Raw genomic sequence first — 16,970 nt, forward strand, 5'->3', positions numbered from 1 at the left:
TCCACAACCCCGACATGTCCTGGTCGGCCCTGGAGCGCACCCTCAGCGGAAAGGAGCCGCTGCATCAGCAGATCGCCGTGGACGCCCCGTCCCGGATGCACAAGCGCCCGCCGATCCGGCTGGGCCGGATCCCGCGCCCTGCCGACGCCGTGCCCTACGCCGAGCTGCACGCGCACTCCTCGTACTCCTTCCTCGACGGGGCGTCCTCCCCCGAGCACCTCATCGCCGAAGCGCAGCGGCTGGGGCTCACCGCCCTCGCGATCACCGACCACGACGGCTTCTACGGCGCCGCGGCCTTCGCCGAGGCCGCGGAATCCCTCCTGGCCGCTGACAAGGACGTCGAGCCCGACAAGCACGCCGAGACCGGCGGAGCAGCCGCAGAGGGGGCCGACACCCGCGGAACCGGCACCGGCGCGGCGGACGCGGAGCCCCCCGGTCCGCCGCTGCAGACGGTGTTCGGCGCGGAGCTGTCGCTTCCCGGTCCCGACCAGGACGACCCGGGCCCTCGCCGAAGCCGGCGACCGCCCCCGGAGCGCCGCGGCCTGCCGGATCCGCTCGGCGAGCACCTGCTCGTGCTCGCCCGCGGTGAGGAGGGCTATCACCGCCTGTCGGCCGCGATCACCGAGGCGCAGCTGCGCGGCGGCGAGAAGGGGCGACCGTTCTACGACATCGAGTCCCTCGCGAACCGTGCCGAGGGGCACTGGACCATCCTCACCGGCTGCCGCAAGGGTGCCGTCCGCTCCGCCCTGGAGCGGGAGGGGCCCGAGGGTGCGGAGCGGGCGCTGCGCACCCTCGTCGACCTGTTCGGCGCGGACCGGGTCGCCGTGGAGCTCATCGACCACGGCGATCCTCTGGACACCCGCCGCAACGACGTCCTCGCCGAGCTCGCCGCCCGGTGCCGTCTGCCCGTGGTCGCCACGAACAACGTGCACTACGCCACGCCCGACCGGGCCGAGCTCGCCGAAGCGATCGCCGCGGTGCGCGCCACCCGCAGCATGCGCGAGCTCGAGGGCTGGCTGCCGGCGCACGGCTCGGCGCACCTGCGCTCCGGCGCGGAGATGACGGCGCGCTTCGCCCGTTACCCGGGGGCGATCGCGCACGGCCTGGAGATCGCCGAGGCATGCGCCTTCCCGCTGCGGCACGCCAAGCCGGCTCTGCCCACGATGGCTGTGCCCGCCGGCGAGACCCCGATGAGCCATCTGCGCGCGCTGGTCTGGGCGGCGGTGCCCTCGGTCTATCCGGAGGGCACTCCCGAGCAGCTCAGCGCCGAGGGCCGTGCCCGCATCGCCCGCGAGCTGGACGTGATCGAGGAGAAGGACTTCCCCGGCTACTTCCTCATCGTGCACGGGATCGTCAAGGAGGCGAAGGACCGCGGGATCCTCTGCCAGGGCCGCGGTTCCGCCGCCGCGAGCGTGGTCTGCTACCTGCTCGGCATCACCGCGGTGGATCCGATCCGGTACGGGCTGCCCTTCGAGCGCTTCCTCGCCACCACCCGCACCGAGGAGCCCGACATCGACGTCGACTTCGACTCGGGCCGGCGCGAGGAGATCATCCAGTGGGTGTACGACACCTACGGCCGGGAGAACGCGGCGCAGGTCGCGAACGTCATCCAGTACCGCCCGAAGAACGCGGTGCGCGACATGGCCAGGGCGCTCGGGCACTCCCCCGGTCAGCAGGACGCCTGGTCCCGTCAGGTGGAGCGCTGGGGGCTGGATCTCAGCCCCGTCCCCGACCACGACATCCCGGAGCAGGTGGTCGCCTACGCCGACGAGCTGCTGCGCGCACCCCGCCATCTGGGGATCCACTCCGGCGGCATGGTGCTCACCCGGCGGCCGGTCGGCGAGGTCGTGCCCGTGGAGCACGCCCGCATGGACAAGCGCACCGTCATCCAGTGGGACAAGGATGCGGCGGCATGGATGGGGCTGGTGAAGTTCGACCTGCTCGGGCTCGGGATGCTCTCCGCGCTACGGCACTGCTTCGACCTCGTCCGCGAGGCCACCGGCGAAGAGTGGACGCTGGACTCCCTGCCGAAGGAGGAGCCGGCGGTCTACGACATGCTCTGCCGCGGCGACACGATCGGGGTGTTCCAGGTCGAGTCCCGCGCCCAGATGGGGCTGCTCCCCCGCCTGCAGCCGCGGGAGTTCTACGAGCTCGCGATCCAGATCGCCCTCATCCGCCCCGGCCCCATCCAAGGCGGCGCGGTGCATCCGTTCGTGCGCCGCAAGCTCGGCCAGGAGACGGTCACCTACGCTCACCCGAAGCTGAAGCCGGTGCTCGAGCGCACCCTGGGCATCCCGGTGTTCCAGGAGCAGCTCATCCAGATGGCGACCACCCTCGGCGACTGCACCGCCGACGAGGCCGACACGCTGCGCCGTGCGATGGGATCCAAACGGGGCCTGGAGAAGATCGACCGGATCCGCGACAGCCTCTACGCCGGCATGCGCCGGCACGGACTGGACGAGGAGACCGCCGACCGCATCTACGCGCAGATCCAGGCGTTCTCCGACTTCGGCTTCGCGGAGTCGCACTCCCTCTCCTTCGCGCTGCTCGTGTACGCGAGCTCCTGGCTCAAGCTGCACTACCCCGCGGCGTTCCTCGCCGGCCTGCTGCGCTCCCAGCCCATGGGCTTCTACTCCGCCGCGACCCTCACCGGCGACGCCCGGCGGCACGGAGTCGAAGTGAAGCGTCCCGACATCCGGCTGTCGGGCGCGACCGAGACCCTGGAGCCGGTGGATCCCGCCGTGACCGGGCTCACCGGCCTGGACGCCTGTGCGCATCAGCTTCCGGCACGGCCCGCGGGTGTACAGCCGGATCCGTTCGATCCGAAGGCTCCGGACGAGACCCTGGCGCACCGGCGGGACGGCCGCTTCGCCGTGCGCCTGGGTCTCGCGGGCGTCACCGGCATCGGCGAGAAGACGGCGGAGCGGATCGTGGCCGAGCGCGACGCCCGGGGGCCGTACCGCGACCTGAACGACCTCGTGCGGCGGACGGATCTCACCGCGGCCCAGGTGGAGTCCCTCGCCACTGCCGGGGCCTTCGACTCCCTCGGACTGCAGCGGCGCGAGGCGATCTGGCTGGCCGGATCCGCTGCGGAGGACCGCGCCCGCTACCTGCCGGACACGGTCGTCGCCGTGCAGCCGCCGCTGTTCGGCGATCAGACCAGCTACGAGCTCCTCACCGCCGACCTCTGGGCCACCGGGGTGTCCACCGACGACCATCCGCTCGCGCATTTCCGGCCGGAGCTGGATGCGCGGGGCGTGCTCACCTCCTCCGCGCTGCGCACCCACGAGAACGGCCGCCGGGTGGAGACGGCGGGCCTGGTGACGCACCGGCAGCGTCCGTCCACGGCGGGCGGAGTCACCTTCCTCAACCTGGAGGACGAGCACGGACTGGTGAACGTCATCTGCACCCAGGGGGTGTGGCTGCGCTATCGCCGGATCGCGCGGGAGTCACCCGCGCTGATCGTGCGCGGCATCCTGGAGCGCTCTCCCGAAGGGGTCACCAATCTGCTCGCCGACGCGTTCGAGGCGCTGCAGGTGGGCGTGCCGCACCACTCCCGGGACTTCCAATGACGGCGGATCCGGCCCACCCGGGGAATCCGCGCGCGTCCGCGCTCACCAGAAGCGCGGCGCCTCCTCCTGAGGCGGACGGTCCGTGCCGCCCCAGATCGCGGCCTGCGCCTTGGCCGCGGCCGCCGCCTCCTCGGCGCCCTCGAGTGCGACGGCCGACCCCCGCAGGTCGACCGCCCCGCCGGGGACCGCATCGAGCGCGAGCTCGGTGACCACGCCCCCCTCGGTCGCGAGCACCGTGCACGCCTCCACGCGGCCGCGCCAGGGCAGGGCGCCGAGCTCGGGCAGCACCGAGCCGGGCACCCGGTAGACGACGCCCGTGGTCAGATCGCGGATCCGCACGGCGCCGGCGTCCTCGTCGACCACCACGACGCGCCCCACGCCGAGCGGCGCGGGCAACGGCAGGATCAGGGTCACGGCCATGGCTCCACCTTCGTTCAGAACGGCCCTGCGGGCAAGCGTCGCCGGCGACCGCGCTCAGCCCTGCGCGGCCTCGGCACTGGACGGGGCGAGGCTGGCGTAATGCCGGTCGACGTAGAGCAGCGGCGCGCCGGGGGTGCCCTCGATGACGTCGAGCACGTCGAGCAGCACGAGTGACGACGGACCGACGCGGTGCGTCTCCCGGATCGTGCCGCGCACCGCGACCCGGGCGGAGGGCAGGAACGGCTCTCCCGTGGGGAGGGTGCGGAACCCCTGCTCAGGCGTGAAGCGCGGCTGACCGGAGCGGGCGAACGCGTCCGCGATCGGCTCCTGCCCCGCCACGAGGAAGTGCACCAGTGCGCTGGGCGCGGCGAGGATCCCACCCGCGCTGCCGGTGGCACGGGTGACCGAGAAGACGAGCACGGCGGGGTCGGCGCTCACCGAGGCGACGCTCGAGAGCGTGAGACCGACGGGGCCGTCGGGGGCGACCCCCGTCACCAGCGCCACGCCTGCGGGGTGGTGACGGAACGCCCCTTTGAACTTCTCGGTGACGTCCTCTTCCAGGCCGGAACTGCTCATCCTGCTTCTCTCTGTCGTTGCCACGGGCGCAGCGTTCGCGCTCACCCTCCACGCTATGCCTGTTCCGGGGTCCTCGGCTCCGCTCCCGTCTCACTCGGTCATCGGCCGCGCAGCCTCGTGGCAGGCTGAGCCCATGGATGCTTTCGACGACGACGCGGTGATCCGCGAGCACGGCATGCCCTACAAGCTCGTCTACATCGCCGCCGTCCTGCTGCACACGCCTCTCCTCACACTCGGCGGCATCCTCGCGGGGATCAACATCTTCGTGCAGGCCGCCTGGCTGCTGCTGGCCTGGATGGGATCGGCGGCGCTCGGGATCTTCCTCTTCGGACTCGCCAAGGTCATGGACCACGACGACCTGCGCGGACTGCCCGGATCCGAAAGGGCCTTGATGTGGGGCGTGTTCGCCATGGTCGTGGGAGCGGCGATGGGCGTCGGTGCGGTCGTGTTGTTCGAGCTCGGTCGCCCGAGCGGGGCGTGAGGTCTCCCGAGAACCGATGAGCCGGCCATGTCGGCACCCCGTGCATCATGAGGTCTACCTCAGCGACGCCCGCCGAGTGGCCCCCGAGAAGCGCCGCACGATCCTCCGGCAGCCCGTCGTGCACGCCTGATCCGCCACGAGGCGGAACGGGCGCGACGCGCTGCACCGCCTCTCCCCTTCCCTCACGACCCGCGGTACCGTGACGAAGGGGGAGCCCAGCGAAGGGCGGTACGAGATGAGCACGAACAGCACCGGCCCCCGGGGGATCTTCCGCCGGAAGCCGATCGAGCAGATCGAGGACGAGAACGAGGGCGGGGGCCTCACGCGGGCCCTGGGCCTGTGGCAGCTGACGGCGATCGGCGTCGGCGGCATCATCGGCGCCGGCATCTTCACGCTGGCCGGCGAGGTCGCGCATCAGACGGCGGGCCCTGCCGTGCTGATCTCGTTCCTCATCGCGGGCGTCGCGAGCGCGGCGGCGGCGCTGTCCTACGCCGAGTTCGCCGGGATGATCCCGAAGGCCGGATCCGCCTACACGTACGGCTACGCCGTGCTCGGCGAGTTCGCCGGCTGGTTCATCGGCTGGGATCTGCTGCTGGAGTACACCGCCATCGTCGCCGTGGTGGCGATCGGCATCTCGGGCTACATCGGGTTCCTGGTCACCCAGCTCGGCGTGCAGCTGCCGCAGTGGATGCTGGGGGCCGCGGGAACGGGGCCGGGCCGCGTGATCGACGTCTTCGCGGTGCTGCTCTGCCTTCTCACCGCCTTCGTGCTGACGCGCGGCATCCGCAGCGCCGCCCGCTTCGAGTTCGTCGCGGTCGGCATCAAGGTGCTGATCGTGGTGCTGATCATCGTGCTCGGCGTGTTCCACATCGACGCCGCGAACTACCACCCCTACTTCCCGTTCGGATTCGGCGGCGTGATGACGGGCGCCGCGACCGTCTTCTTCGCGGTGTTCGGCTACGACGCGATGAGCACGGCCGCCGAGGAGTCCAAGGATGCGCGCCGGCACATGCCGAAGGCGATCCTGCTCTCGCTCGCCATCGCGATGGTGCTGTACGTGCTCGCGACCCTGGTGCTGACCGGCATGCAGAACTATCGCGACATCGATCCGAAGAGCGGCTTCGCGAACGCCTTCGCGGCAGCGGGCCTCGGCGGAGCCGCGAACATCATCGCCGTCGGTGCGATCGTCGGCATCATCACCGTGCTGCTGACCTTCATGCTCGGCGTCACCCGGGTGTGGTTCTCGATGAGCCGCGACGGGCTGCTGCCGGCGTGGTTCGCCAAGACCAGCCCGCGCCACCACGTGCCGACGCGGGTCACCTGGATCGTCGGGATCGCCTCGGCCATCCTGGCCGGCGTCGTGCCGATCTCGACGGTCGCCGAACTCACCAACATCGGGATCCTGCTCGCGTTCGTGGTCGTCTGCGCATCGGTGATCGTGCTCCGCTACCGGCACCCCGAGATCCCACGGCGGTTCCGCCTGCCGCTCATGCCCGTGGTCCCGGCGATCGGCGTCATCGCGTCCCTGTGGCTGATCTCGTACCTGCACTGGGAGACCTGGGTCCGCTTCGCCGTGTGGTTCCTGATCGGCCTGGTCGTCTACTTCGCATATTCGAAGCGGCACTCGCTCCTCGCTCCCGACAGCCCCCGGCACCGGAACGACGCGCCCTAGCATCCGCATCCGCGTCTGGCCAGCCCCTGGTGATCGCGCCCGCGGCCGGGGAGCTTCGTGCTGCGGCCATCACCGGCCGCTCCCCGGACGAAAGGACAGATGATGCCCCAGCTCGATGACAAGCGCGTGGCCTTCCTCGCGACGGACGGGTTCGAGGACAGTGAGCTCGTGAGCCCCTGGGAGGCGGTGACCTCGGCGGGTGCGACCGCGACGATGGTCGCTCCTCGCGGCACGGAGATCACGGGCAAGCACGGCCATGTGCAGCCGGTCGACCGGAACGCCGCCGACGCCTCCGCCGACGACTTCGACGCCCTGGTGCTTCCGGGCGGCGTCGTCAACGCGGACGACCTCCGCCTCGATGAGGCCTCGATCGCGTTCGCCCGCTCGTTCTTCGAGCAGCACAAGCCCGTCGGGGTGATCTGCCACGGACCCTGGATCCTGATCGAAGCGGGCGTCGTGGACGGGAGGAGGCTGACGAGCTATCCCAGCCTGGCCACCGATCTCCGCAACGCCGGAGCCGGCTGGGTCGACGAGGAGGTCGTGGTGGACCAGGGACTGGTCTCCAGCCGCACTCCGGACGATCTCCCCGCCTTCGACGCCAAGATCGTGGAGGAGTTCGGCGAGGGCCCGCACAAGGGGCAGACGACCTGATCGGAGCCGCCGGACGCGCGTCGGGAACATCGCGGAGCGCGGTACGTTGATCTCGTCGAGCCAGATCGACTCGCACGAGAGGAACAGCATGCGCCCCTACCTGGACAAGGCGATCCCCGACGCGTGGAAGGCCGCGTCCGCGTACTCCGACGTGGTCGCCAAGGCGACGGCGGAGCTCGGTCTGACGACGGCCGAGGCCGAGTTCATCAAGGTGCGGGCATCGCAGCTCAACGCGTGCGCGTTCTGCCTCGACCTGCACGCGCGGGAGTCCCGAGCGGCGGGCATCACCCAGCAGAAGCTCGACGTGCTGCCGGCCTGGCGGGAGTCCTCCCTGTTCTCGGAGCGGGAGAAGGCGGTGCTCGCGATCGCCGAGGCCGCGACGCGGATGCCGCTCAGCGAGGACGGGGAAGCCGACCTCGCCGCTGCGCGCAGCGTGCTCGGCGACGAGATCTTCGCGGCCGCGGAATGGGTCGCCCTGACGATCAACATGTTCAACCGGGTGTCGATCCTGAGCGATCATCCGGTGCGCCCCCGCGACGCCGAAGGCAGCCTCGTCCGCTGATCGCGCGACGCCGGAGGACGGCATCGGGCCCGCCGGATATCCGACGGGCCCGATGCCTGGACGATGCGGTTACGAGGCCGCGACCTCGTCCCGGCGCGGCAGCACCCAGCCTGCCCGCGGGAAGTGGCAGGTGTAGCCGTCCGGGTAGCGCACCAGGTAGTCCTGGTGCTCGGGCTCGGCCTCCCAGAACGGGCCGGCCGGCTCGATCGTGGTGACCGCTTTGCCGGGCCACAGGCCCGAGGCGTCCACGTCGGCGATCGTGTCGCGCGCGACCTGCTCCTGCTCGGGGCTGAGCGGGAAGATCGCGGAGCGGTAGCTGGTGCCGATGTCGTTGCCCTGGCGGTTGAGCGTGGACGGGTCGTGGATCTGGAAGAAGAACGCGAGGATGTCGCGGTACGTCGTCTTCGACGGGTCGAAGACGATCTCGACGGCCTCGGCGTGCCCGGGGTGGTTCCGGTAGGTGGCGTGGTCGTTGCTGCCGCCCGTGTAGCCGACGCGGGTGCTGAGCACGCCGGGCTGGCGGCGGATCAGATCCTCGACGCCCCAGAAGCAGCCGCCCGCGAGGACGGCGGTCTCAGCGCCGGGGACCTGGGTGATGGATCCGGTGTCGGCGGGTCCGCTGGTCATGATGCGTTCTCCTCTGTGGTCTGGGGCGTGGCGGTCTCGAACAGTCCACGGTACGCGCCGTAGCCCTGCTCCTCGAGTTCGGAAGCCGGCACGAAGCGCAGTGCCGCCGAGTTCATGCAGTATCTCAGGCCTCCGGCGTCGCGCGGACCGTCGTCGAACACGTGCCCGAGGTGGCTTCCGGCGCCGGCCGAGATCGCCTCGGTCCGCACCATGCCGAACGTGCGGTCGGTCTTCGTCGTGACGGCATCCGGATCGATCGGCCGCGTGAAGCTGGGCCACCCGGTGCCGCTGTCGAACTTGTCCGTCGACGAGAACAGCGGCTGGCCCGAGACCACGTCGACGTAGATGCCGGGAGCGTGGTTGTTCCAGTACTCGTTGTGGAACGGCGGCTCGGTGCCGCCCTCCTGCGTCACCCGGTACTGGTGCTCGGTCAGGGCGCTCAGCGCCTCGTCCGTGCGTCGGTAGTCGGTGGGGTTCACCGTGATGCTCCTCCTCTGGCGCCGCTGGCTGCGGCGTCATCAGGAAGAACGAGCGGGCGCCCGGATTTGGTCCCGCGAAGCTGTGCGCCGACTGTGAGTTTGGGCGACGGCATGTCTCGAGGATCTGCCGTGTCTCACGGCCGCGGACGACCCGGCTGTGTCCTCCGGCGCGGGGCCGCTGCGAGCGTTCGCCCATCGACGGGGATGCGCGTCTTCAGCGTCGCCGGGTGACGGGTCCGGAACCTCCCGGCTGCCGCGGCCCCCAATGCGGCGGGGCCCCTTCGCTCGGATTCCGCGGCGCGTACGTCCGCCACGCCGAGACGTAGCGGTAGCCCGCGTACCAGACCGCCGCTGCCACGATTCCGAGCCCCACCAGCACGCCGACGACGACGGCGAGCGCGACCGATGCACCGAACGCGGCGCAGAAACCCCCTGCGAACATCCCGGTCACCGTCGCGTTCACGAGGATGCTCAGCATCGCCGACGACGCCAGCACCTGTTCGGCGGCGCCGCGATGCCGGAAGAACGAGTAGGTCACGCGCATCCCGAGCTCGTCGTCGTGCGTCGAGGCGAGGAAGTACACGGCCGCGTCGGGATCCAGATCCGCATAGCCGCCGCGGATCCGGTTCATCGCCGTGACGTACATGAAGTCCTCCTCGGAGACGGCGAGCACGCGCATCAGGGTCAGCAGGCCGACCGCGGCGAGAAAGCCGAGGATGCCCAGCGCGGCCGGAGGGAACCAGTCCGCGAAGTGGGACGCCTGCCCGAGGAGTCCGATCGTCACGAGTCCGGCGGAGACCAGGGTGAGGTGGATCGTGATGCGGGTGAGGACCTCGCTCTGCGCGGTGCTGCGCGCGGCGAGCAGACCCCAGTGCTCCGTCGCGAGGATCTGCAGCCGGCGCGCGAGAACCGCGTCGGCGGTGCCGTCGTCGGCATCCGTCGCCATGATCCATGGTCCCACCGCGCCGGCGACGGCGGAAGGTGCGTCCGCACTCGCGGCGCGGTCAGGCGTCGCCCGTCCCGCTGCCGGAGTCGCAACGGGCGAGCGCGATCCGCACGAAGGGCAGGTCGGCGCGCGGAATCACGACCGTCGCCACGACCTCGGGCGACAGCTGCACGCCGATCGCGTAGACGAGCGGATCCGTGTCGATCTCGGCGGCGTCGACGAACTCGCCGTCGACCTCGATCCGTGCGTGCGGGTTCACCGCGCTCGGCCGGACGCGCCAGGGCTCGTCTGTGCTCGGAGGTCCGCTCGGCGGCCCAGTCGGCATGCCGAGCTCGGTGCGGAAGCGGTTCATCAGGATGTGGTTCACGTGCTGCACGAGCTGCTGCGGAAGCGTCGTGTACTCCGACGGCTCGCCGGCCCAGGTCGTGCGCACCGCCTCCCAGAGCATCGGGTATCGCATCCGCTCGGCTGCCTCGACGATCCACCGCGGCCGCGGCCACGGCGGCTTGCGATCGAGTTCGGCGCGCGTGGCCTCGTCGAGTTCGGCGAGGTTGACCGGGTCGTCAAGGTCCTCGGGGTTGCGCCACAGCGTGTAGTTGACGGCGACCGTGATCTGCCACGCCCCGCCCATGTACCCGAGGCTGTCGAGGTCCTCGATCGTCGGCTGCGGCGCCAGGCCATACACCGGGAACGGCAGCGCGCGCACCCGCTCAGCCATCTCCACGCGCGGGTCCGGCGCATCCGGCGAGAGCCGTCCGGAGATCCACATGCCCCGAGCCTGGCGGATCCGCTCCGCCGAGACAAGACCCCCGGGCGGCGTTCTCAGAGGAAGGCACGCACAAGGCGCGGCACTCGATAGCCGGAATATGCGCCGAGATGCACAGCTTGGAGCCCGCCGACCTTCTCGATGGGGAGCACGTAGAAGTCGAGATCGCCGTCGACGACGAAGAAATCGTCGATCTCGTCGAGACCGTATGTTCGTCGCCTACGCCCGGTCGTCGAGAGATACACTTTCCAGCTGTTCCCGACGCGGACCGTCGTCGTCTTCACCTGGACACGCCTGAAGCCTTCGTCCCCTCGGACAGCCAAGTCGTATCTCGCGGGCTCAAGGGGCCAGCTCACTTCCTTGCCGCAGAGCGTGAACCACGCGGCCGCAAGAAGCGGCCCGGAACGACTCAGGTTCGCGAGGTCGGGAACCAGTTCACGATTCGGGCCGAAGGGCTCGGGCATCCCATCCAGGTGAGATACGTCGATTCCCAGCCGGGCAGCATGTGCCCGCAAGCTGGGCGCATCGCCCAGCAGCGTCCCTTGACCGAGTTCCGCCACGACATCGTCCCAGCTGGCCGCACGCGCAAGAGCCACGCGGAACTCGTCTTCGCCCCAGCCGCGTTGACGGTCGAAATGCTCGTAGCCGATGCCGATGCGGTCGGCACGTGCACGCACAGACCGAATGGCAGCCGCGGAGGTGGCGCGGAGCCCGAGGTGGCGCAGAGCGCCTCGCCAAGACACGGAGGCCTCGATCGCGTCACGCAACTGCTGGTCCGTGTAGTTGAAAGGCCGCGCCATGGCCTGACCGTAGTGCCCACTTCGGACATTGGAGCCCGGGGTGAGATCCGCCGCGCCCGGCGGTGAGCGCGTTCGCACTGGCTCCGCGAGTCAGCTAGGATTGGGGAGTTGCCCGCGCTCCGGTGCGGCCAACGGGCTGTGGCGCAGCTTGGTAGCGCACCTGACTGGGGGTCAGGGGGTCGCAGGTTCAAATCCTGTCAGCCCGACCAAGAAAGGCCCGGTAGATCTGAGAATCTGCCGGGCCTTCTGCATACCGCCAGGACGCCGAGGACCCGATCTGGTGAGCCGGACAGACCCCGACGGCACCCCAGTGACCTCCTGAGTGTTCGCGCGGTCGCACCAACCGCTCTCGTCGGCGCGGATGTCGGCGACCGCGCATAGGGTCGAGACCATGACCACCATCACCACGAAGGCAGCGACGCCCACCGAGTGGGAGGACGTGCAGCGAGCGCTCACCGGAGGCGGCGACGGAGCGTCGTGTCAGTGCGTCTGGCCGGTGCTGCGCAACAAGGACTGGAACTCCACGACGAAGGACGAGCGGGTCGGGATCCTGCGCGACGAGATCACGACCGGGCCCCCGCCGGGCATCGTCGCGTACGTGGACGGCGAGGCAGCGGGGTGGATCCGCATCGGCCCGCGTCCCGCCCAGAAGCGGCTCGGCTACACGCGCAACATCGTGGCCGCCACGCACGAGCCGCTCGACGACCTCGGCGTGTGGGCCGTCACCTGCTTCTCCGTGCGCCGTGAGCACCGGGGGCAGGGGCTCAACGCGGCGCTGCTGGCGGCCGCCGTCGATTACGCTCGCGAGTCCGGGGCCCGCGTCATCGAGGGCTACCCGGTCGACACCTCAGCCGTCACCGTGTCGTCGAACGACCTGTTCCACGGGGCGTTGTCGACGTTCGTGAACGCCGGGTTCTCCGTCGTCGGCGAGCTGCGGTCCGGACGCCCGCTCGTGGCTCTGGAGCTCGCTGCCTGACGGGTGGGACGGCCGGGTACATCCGCCTCCTACGATGGAGGGATGCAGAGCCGCAGCCGATACCGCGCCCTGTGGCCGTTCGTCCCGTACGTCCTGATCTCGCTGATCCACGTGATCTCGAACGCAGTGCACAGTCCCCTGACCACGCCCACCAAGGCGCTGCTCATGCCCTTGCTCGCGCTGCCCCTGGCTCTGGGGTGGAAGACCCTCGCACCGCGAGGGGCGGCGGTGCTGCTCGCCGCCGCCCTCTTCTTCTCCTGGCTCGGCGATGAGGCGGGCCTGTTCTTCCCATTCGCCCCCGAACTGCCCCTGATGCTCGGCTTCTTCGGCCTGGCGCACGTCGCCTACATCCTGCTGTTCCTGCGCCGGCTTCGCGTGCGCCGCCTGCCCCTGTGGACCATCGTCTACGCGCTCTGGTGGCTGCTGATGATGATGGTGCTCGGGCCGCACACCGGATCCCTGATCCTCGCGGTCGGCGCTTACGGCATCGTGCTCGCCGGCACCGCCGCCACCTCTGCCCGCTGCCGGGCGGCGATCGCCTGGGGAGGCGCCTTCTTCCTCGCCAGCGACTCGATCCTCGCGTTCCGCCTGTTCCTCCCTGACGCCATGCCCGACTGGACGAGCCCGGCCGTGATGGTCACCTACACGATCGGCCAGGGTCTGATCGTCGCCGGAGCCCTACGCGCCCTCCACCGCGACGATGCCTCCGTGCCCGCGGCGGTCGCCGATTCCCGGAGGTCGCTCGCATGAACGAGCCCTGGGCGAGCGGCCCCGTCCGCGTCGACAGCTGGCTGTGGGCGGTGCGCGTGTTCAAGACGCGCTCCGCGGCGACCACCGCCTGCCGCGCAGGGCACGTGCGGATCAACGGCGAACGGGTGAAGGCGGCGCAGACGGTGAAGATCGGCGACGAGCTGCGGATCCGGATCAGCGGCTTCGACCGGATCCTCGTGGTGAGACACACTCTGGTGAAGCGGGTCGGCGCGCCGCTCGCCGCCCTCGCCGCCGAGGACCGCACTCCGCCCCGCGAGCCGGTGGCCGCGGCCGGTGTGCGCGACCGCGGCGCAGGCCGCCCGACCAAGCGCGAGCGCCGCGACATCGACCGCCTCCGCGGCCGCGATCATGCCTGAGATCCGCTCAGATCACTGTCCACAGGCCTTCCCTTCTTCGTAGTTATGTTCTAAACTGAGAGCATGACCAGCTTCACCCGACCGCCGCTCGCAGACCGCGAGGTGCTGCTGGACGCGTGGGTGGCGAAGCGTGCCGAGATCGCGCGCCTGGAGGCGGAAGCAGTGGACCTGCTCGCTACCAGGGTGGCGCTCTTCGATCAGGATGTCGCGGCGCACCCGGTCCATCGCGACATGGCCCGACGGTCGATGGTCGCCGAGTACACAGCCGCGGGTCGTGCCGGATCCGGCAGCGTGGAGAACGCCTTCGCGGATGCCGAGGCGCTGACCACGTACTTCCCCGGGCTGCACGATGCGCTCCGCCGGGGTGCGATCTCGGTGCAGCACGTGCGCGCGATCATCTCCGCTGCGGATCCCGTCCGAGACGCCGTACGCAACCGGCGAATCGGCGAAGAGTCGTTCGCGATGTACGAGCAGGCGTGCATCGCCGTGGCAGAGCAGGACTCCCCCACCCGCACCCGCGTCGCCGCTCGCCAGATCTCGGCCGTGATCGCCGGCGAGTCGCTGAAGGAACGGCATCGTCGTGCCGTCGACGAGCGCTGCGTGACCATCCGGTCGCTGGATGAGGGCATGGCGCTGCTCACCGCGGTCCTGCCCGAGGTCTACGCGGTCGCGATCAAGGATCGCCTGCGCCGCCTCGCGAAGGCGATCGCCCATGCCTCGCGCACGGCCGCTCAGGACGCCGGCGAAGCAGCCTCGTGCGCGGCCTCTGCATCGGCGTCGGCATCGCCGTCCGCTGCCGGCGCCGTCGATCCGGCTGCCCATGCGAGTCCGCCACGCGCTGCTGCGAACAGCGTGATCCCCGAGGGCGCTGATCTCGACGACTGGCCGGAGGCCGCGGATCTGTTCCCCGACGACCCTCGGCTGGACGCCTACGACCTCATCATGGCGAGCGACACGTACGCCATGGATCCGGAGCTCGATCGCTCGCGGGACCACGATGACGCGGACGAGGATGGGTCTGAGACCGAGGAGGTCGCCGCGGACGGTCGCACCCGGGCGCAGATCGAGGCGGACGCCCTGGTCGACCTCCTCCTCGCCGCGCGTCTCTCCGACGTCCTGGGCTCCGGACTGGACAACATTCAGGCCACCGTCCAGGTCACGGTCGCTGCGACGACCCTCGCGGGCGACGACGACCGTCTGACCGAATTCGACGGACACGGACCGCTGGACCCAAGCATCGCCCGGGATCTCGCTGGGAGGGCAGGCGGCTGGAACAGGCTCTTCCTCGACTCCGCCGGCATGGTCACGAAGGTCGACCGCTACACGCCGACCGGCGCGATGAAGCGGTTCCTCCGGGCAAGGGATCAGCGCTGCCGCTTCCCCGGCTGCCACACGCCCGCGCATCGATGCGAGATCGACCACAACGTCGACTACGCCAAGGGCGGCCTGACCGAACTCACCAACCTGGCCGACTTCTGCCCCGGGCACCATCCGCTCAAGCATCCCGACCTCGACGACATCCTGCGCTGGACCGCGCATCAGCTCGCCGGTGGCATCGTGCGCTGGGTCAGCCCGCTCGGCCGCACCTACGACGACCATCCCCCGCGCCGGATCATGTTCGTCTGACCGTACCGGGGAGCAGTCTGCCCCGAGGCCGGCATCCCCGGCAGGCGGGCGCGTTGCGGAGGAAGCTCCGGCCCGTCGACCGAACGGCTCGCTCGCCCGAATGGTTCGCACGCTCGAGTGGCGCCGGCCCGTACGGTCCGGCGCCCGAACCGCTCCGCTCGCCCGAGCGCGTCGCTCAGACTGTGGTCCGCGCGTCCTCGTCGAGCTGGTCCAGCAGCCAGCGCACCGGCCGGACTTCGGCGGAACGCCCGTCCCCGGACAGCGCCTCGATCCGCTCGGTCAGACCGCGATCGCTCGTGACGACGAACACGCGGTCTCCGGCGGCGACGTGCTCCGCCGCCACCGCGACGATCGTGTCGTCGCCGGCCGCCGGCGCACGCACGATCTCCACGGCGCATGCGACGTCGGGGGTCTCCCCCGGATCGGCGACCGCGCGGGCGGCGCCCTCCGCGACCAGCGCCACGCGGGGATGCCAGCGAGTGGAGTCGAGCGCGACCCGCTCGGCCTCCACGCCCCGCCGCGCCCAGTCCTCAAGACGGTCGCGCAGGCGCCCGGTCGCGCCTGCCCTGTCCTTCCACCAGCCATCCGGCACGGATCCGACCACATTCGCGGCGTCCACGACCACGACCGGCCGCACGTCCAGCAGCGCCCGCAGCTCCGGCCAGGCCGCCGCGAAGCCCGGATGCAGCGGACGGGCGTCCACCTCGTCGACCGGCACCCACTCCAGCGCGAGGCTTTCGGGGTCGCTGATCACCGGGTCGAACGGCACCACGACGTCGGCCACGACCGTGGCGTAGCTCCAGATCCCGAGATCCAGCACGCTCTCGAACCGCGCGCGCACGGCCCCGTCGGGGACGCCGGCCTCCTCCTGCGCCTCGCGGATCGCGCCCTCCCGAGCAGACTCTCCGGCATGCCGTGCGCCTCCCGGCAGCGCCCACGTGTCGCCGTGATGCGACCACGCCACCCGGTGCTGCAGCAGCACCCCGCGCGCAGGGTCGAACGCCAGCAGCCCGGCCGCCCCGTACCGCCCCCAATAGCGCTCGCCCGTCGGCGACACCACCCACGCGTCGCCCGAATCGAGCGGCCCGTGCGGACGCCGGGGTTCGCCGGGAGCAGGGGGAACGATCGTCACCCGTCCAGCCTTTCACACGCGACCGTGGCACGGCCCTGTGCGACGGAAGGTTGCAGGCACCGGATGACGGAGCGCGAGCGCAACCCCTTGCAAGAATGGTCTGCATGACGGACGAAGGACCCGACGGCTACGAACTCGACGCCTATGAACTCGACGACGATCCGGCCCGGATCCAGACCGACGCGGTGTGGGACTGGCTGTCCACCGAGGCGTACTGGGCGCGCTGGCGCTCCCGTGCCGATGTGGAGGCGCAGATCGCCGGGGCGTGGCGCGTCGTCGGCGCCTACCGCAGGGACACCGGGGAGCAGGTGGGCTTCGCCCGCGCGATCTCCGACGGCATCGCCTTCGCGTACCTCGCCGACGTCTACGTGCTCGCCGAGCACCGCGGCCACGGCCTCGGCAAGCGCCTCGTCCGGCTCATGATCGACGAGGGCCCGGGCGCGGACATGCGGTGGACGCTCTTCACGAGCGACGCGCACGGCCTGTACCGCCAGTTCGGGTTCACCGAGCCCGACCGCACCGCGATGGTGCGCGCGGCCCGCACCGCCTGAGCAGCG

The 16,970-nt window shown here is 70.9% G+C and carries 18 protein-coding genes, 1 tRNA gene and 1 pseudogene; 12 read left to right on the forward strand and 8 right to left on the reverse strand.

Annotation, left to right across the window (positions count from 1 at the left end; translation table 11 throughout):
• Positions 1 to 95: 95 nt before the first annotated feature.
• Positions 96 to 3,572, forward strand: a complete 3,477-nt coding sequence (locus ACYQ1L_RS12475) for an error-prone DNA polymerase (RefSeq protein ID WP_460005816.1) — start codon at positions 96 to 98, stop codon at positions 3,570 to 3,572.
• A 42-nt stretch (positions 3,573 to 3,614) separates the two neighbouring features.
• Here the strand turns inward: ACYQ1L_RS12475 and ACYQ1L_RS12480 are convergent, their stop codons facing one another.
• Together ACYQ1L_RS12480 and ACYQ1L_RS12485 are read right to left on the reverse strand one after the other, a co-directional pair.
• Positions 3,615 to 3,992 (reverse strand): hypothetical protein, encoded by a 378-nt coding sequence (locus tag ACYQ1L_RS12480; RefSeq protein ID WP_460004425.1) that lies wholly within the window; start codon positions 3,990 to 3,992, stop codon positions 3,615 to 3,617.
• A gap of 54 nt (positions 3,993 to 4,046) precedes the next feature.
• The gene (locus ACYQ1L_RS12485) at positions 4,047 to 4,568 is read right to left on the reverse strand and encodes a flavin reductase family protein (RefSeq protein ID WP_159575634.1); all 522 of its coding nucleotides are present in this window, start codon (positions 4,566 to 4,568) and stop codon (positions 4,047 to 4,049) included.
• A 133-nt stretch (positions 4,569 to 4,701) separates the two neighbouring features.
• On the opposite strand from ACYQ1L_RS12485, the gene ACYQ1L_RS12490 reads away from it, so the two are divergent.
• The 5 genes and pseudogenes from ACYQ1L_RS12490 (at position 4,702) to ACYQ1L_RS12510 (ending at position 7,934) form a co-directional block, all read left to right on the forward strand.
• Positions 4,702 to 5,049 carry a hypothetical protein gene (locus ACYQ1L_RS12490; RefSeq protein ID WP_460004426.1) on the forward strand — a complete coding sequence of 116 codons (348 nt, stop codon included), beginning with the start codon at positions 4,702 to 4,704 and terminating at the stop codon, positions 5,047 to 5,049.
• 43 nt (positions 5,050 to 5,092) lie between these two features.
• Positions 5,093 to 5,179 (forward strand): annotated as a pseudogene (locus ACYQ1L_RS12495) (GyrI-like domain-containing protein); the annotation flags it as partial.
• A 105-nt stretch (positions 5,180 to 5,284) separates the two neighbouring features.
• A complete protein-coding gene (locus ACYQ1L_RS12500) occupies positions 5,285 to 6,721 on the forward strand; it encodes an amino acid permease (protein ID WP_460004427.1) in 1,437 nt (478 codons plus the stop codon).
• Positions 6,722 to 6,823: 102 nt separating this feature from the next.
• Entirely contained in the window at positions 6,824 to 7,372 is a 549-nt protein-coding gene (locus tag ACYQ1L_RS12505; RefSeq protein ID WP_460004428.1) for a type 1 glutamine amidotransferase domain-containing protein, read from the forward strand.
• An 88-nt stretch (positions 7,373 to 7,460) separates the two neighbouring features.
• On the forward strand, positions 7,461 to 7,934 hold the full coding sequence (locus ACYQ1L_RS12510) for a carboxymuconolactone decarboxylase family protein (protein ID WP_460004429.1): 474 nt from the start codon (positions 7,461 to 7,463) through the stop codon (positions 7,932 to 7,934).
• 69 nt (positions 7,935 to 8,003) lie between these two features.
• Here the strand turns inward: ACYQ1L_RS12510 and msrA are convergent, their stop codons facing one another.
• From msrA to ACYQ1L_RS12535, 5 genes are all read right to left on the reverse strand, one after another.
• Positions 8,004 to 8,561, reverse strand: a complete 558-nt coding sequence (msrA, locus tag ACYQ1L_RS12515) for a peptide-methionine (S)-S-oxide reductase MsrA (RefSeq protein WP_159575628.1) — start codon at positions 8,559 to 8,561, stop codon at positions 8,004 to 8,006.
• Positions 8,558 to 9,040, reverse strand: coding sequence for a peptide-methionine (R)-S-oxide reductase MsrB (gene msrB / locus ACYQ1L_RS12520; protein ID WP_460004430.1), 483 nt, complete (start codon positions 9,038 to 9,040; stop codon positions 8,558 to 8,560). Before msrB ends, msrA begins: the two co-directional genes overlap by 4 nt.
• A 214-nt stretch (positions 9,041 to 9,254) precedes the next feature.
• Positions 9,255 to 9,986, reverse strand: coding sequence for a hypothetical protein (locus ACYQ1L_RS12525; protein WP_460004431.1), 732 nt, complete (start codon positions 9,984 to 9,986; stop codon positions 9,255 to 9,257).
• Positions 9,987 to 10,044: 58 nt separating this feature from the next.
• Positions 10,045 to 10,755 (reverse strand): hypothetical protein, encoded by a 711-nt coding sequence (locus ACYQ1L_RS12530; protein ID WP_460004432.1) that lies wholly within the window; start codon positions 10,753 to 10,755, stop codon positions 10,045 to 10,047.
• Between the two features lie 53 nt (positions 10,756 to 10,808).
• On the reverse strand, positions 10,809 to 11,552 hold the full coding sequence (locus ACYQ1L_RS12535; RefSeq protein ID WP_460004433.1) for a group I intron-associated PD-(D/E)XK endonuclease: 744 nt from the start codon (positions 11,550 to 11,552) through the stop codon (positions 10,809 to 10,811).
• A gap of 132 nt (positions 11,553 to 11,684) precedes the next feature.
• Between ACYQ1L_RS12535 and ACYQ1L_RS12540 the strand changes: the two genes are divergently transcribed.
• The 5 genes from ACYQ1L_RS12540 to ACYQ1L_RS12560 all read left to right on the forward strand — a co-directional run bounded on the left by ACYQ1L_RS12540 (position 11,685) and on the right by ACYQ1L_RS12560 (position 15,281).
• Positions 11,685 to 11,761, forward strand: a tRNA-Pro gene (locus tag ACYQ1L_RS12540).
• Positions 11,762 to 11,943: 182 nt separating this feature from the next.
• The gene (locus ACYQ1L_RS12545; protein ID WP_460004434.1) at positions 11,944 to 12,528 is read left to right on the forward strand and encodes a GNAT family N-acetyltransferase; all 585 of its coding nucleotides are present in this window, start codon (positions 11,944 to 11,946) and stop codon (positions 12,526 to 12,528) included.
• A gap of 42 nt (positions 12,529 to 12,570) precedes the next feature.
• Complete coding sequence (locus ACYQ1L_RS12550; protein WP_460004435.1) at positions 12,571 to 13,278, forward strand: lysoplasmalogenase family protein; 708 nt, start codon at positions 12,571 to 12,573, stop codon at positions 13,276 to 13,278.
• Positions 13,275 to 13,655: an RNA-binding S4 domain-containing protein gene (locus tag ACYQ1L_RS12555; RefSeq protein WP_460004436.1), complete on the forward strand. Its 381-nt coding sequence runs from the start codon at positions 13,275 to 13,277 to the stop codon at positions 13,653 to 13,655. Before ACYQ1L_RS12550 ends, ACYQ1L_RS12555 begins: the two co-directional genes overlap by 4 nt.
• A 63-nt stretch (positions 13,656 to 13,718) precedes the next feature.
• Positions 13,719 to 15,281, forward strand: a complete 1,563-nt coding sequence (locus ACYQ1L_RS12560; protein ID WP_460004437.1) for an HNH endonuclease signature motif containing protein — start codon at positions 13,719 to 13,721, stop codon at positions 15,279 to 15,281.
• Positions 15,282 to 15,456: 175 nt separating this feature from the next.
• Here ACYQ1L_RS12560 and ACYQ1L_RS12565 read toward each other — a convergent pair whose 3' ends face one another.
• A complete protein-coding gene (locus ACYQ1L_RS12565) occupies positions 15,457 to 16,413 on the reverse strand; it encodes an NUDIX domain-containing protein (protein ID WP_460004438.1) in 957 nt (318 codons plus the stop codon).
• 104 nt (positions 16,414 to 16,517) lie between these two features.
• Here ACYQ1L_RS12565 and ACYQ1L_RS12570 point away from each other — a divergent pair, with 104 nt between their 5' ends.
• Positions 16,518 to 16,964 carry a GNAT family N-acetyltransferase gene (locus tag ACYQ1L_RS12570; RefSeq protein WP_460004439.1) on the forward strand — a complete coding sequence of 149 codons (447 nt, stop codon included), beginning with the start codon at positions 16,518 to 16,520 and terminating at the stop codon, positions 16,962 to 16,964.
• Positions 16,965 to 16,970 lie beyond the last annotated feature (6 nt).

The organism is Microbacterium xylanilyticum, from assembly GCF_054654695.1.

Coding starts and splice junctions, on each gene's coding strand:
- ACYQ1L_RS12475 (WP_460005816.1), top strand. CDS start 96: ATGCACAAGCGCCCGCCGATCCGGCTGGGCCGGATCCCGCGCCCTGCC.
- ACYQ1L_RS12480 (WP_460004425.1), bottom strand. CDS start 3,992: ATGGCCGTGACCCTGATCCTGCCGTTGCCCGCGCCGCTCGGCGTGGGG.
- ACYQ1L_RS12485 (WP_159575634.1), bottom strand. CDS start 4,568: ATGAGCAGTTCCGGCCTGGAAGAGGACGTCACCGAGAAGTTCAAAGGG.
- ACYQ1L_RS12490 (WP_460004426.1), top strand. CDS start 4,702: ATGGATGCTTTCGACGACGACGCGGTGATCCGCGAGCACGGCATGCCC.
- ACYQ1L_RS12500 (WP_460004427.1), top strand. CDS start 5,285: ATGAGCACGAACAGCACCGGCCCCCGGGGGATCTTCCGCCGGAAGCCG.
- ACYQ1L_RS12505 (WP_460004428.1), top strand. CDS start 6,824: ATGCCCCAGCTCGATGACAAGCGCGTGGCCTTCCTCGCGACGGACGGG.
- ACYQ1L_RS12510 (WP_460004429.1), top strand. CDS start 7,461: ATGCGCCCCTACCTGGACAAGGCGATCCCCGACGCGTGGAAGGCCGCG.
- msrA (WP_159575628.1), bottom strand. CDS start 8,561: ATGACCAGCGGACCCGCCGACACCGGATCCATCACCCAGGTCCCCGGC.
- ACYQ1L_RS12525 (WP_460004431.1), bottom strand. CDS start 9,986: ATGGCGACGGATGCCGACGACGGCACCGCCGACGCGGTTCTCGCGCGC.
- ACYQ1L_RS12530 (WP_460004432.1), bottom strand. CDS start 10,755: ATGTGGATCTCCGGACGGCTCTCGCCGGATGCGCCGGACCCGCGCGTG.
- ACYQ1L_RS12535 (WP_460004433.1), bottom strand. CDS start 11,552: ATGGCGCGGCCTTTCAACTACACGGACCAGCAGTTGCGTGACGCGATC.
- ACYQ1L_RS12545 (WP_460004434.1), top strand. CDS start 11,944: ATGACCACCATCACCACGAAGGCAGCGACGCCCACCGAGTGGGAGGAC.
- ACYQ1L_RS12550 (WP_460004435.1), top strand. CDS start 12,571: ATGCAGAGCCGCAGCCGATACCGCGCCCTGTGGCCGTTCGTCCCGTAC.
- ACYQ1L_RS12555 (WP_460004436.1), top strand. CDS start 13,275: ATGAACGAGCCCTGGGCGAGCGGCCCCGTCCGCGTCGACAGCTGGCTG.
- ACYQ1L_RS12560 (WP_460004437.1), top strand. CDS start 13,719: ATGACCAGCTTCACCCGACCGCCGCTCGCAGACCGCGAGGTGCTGCTG.
- ACYQ1L_RS12570 (WP_460004439.1), top strand. CDS start 16,518: ATGACGGACGAAGGACCCGACGGCTACGAACTCGACGCCTATGAACTC.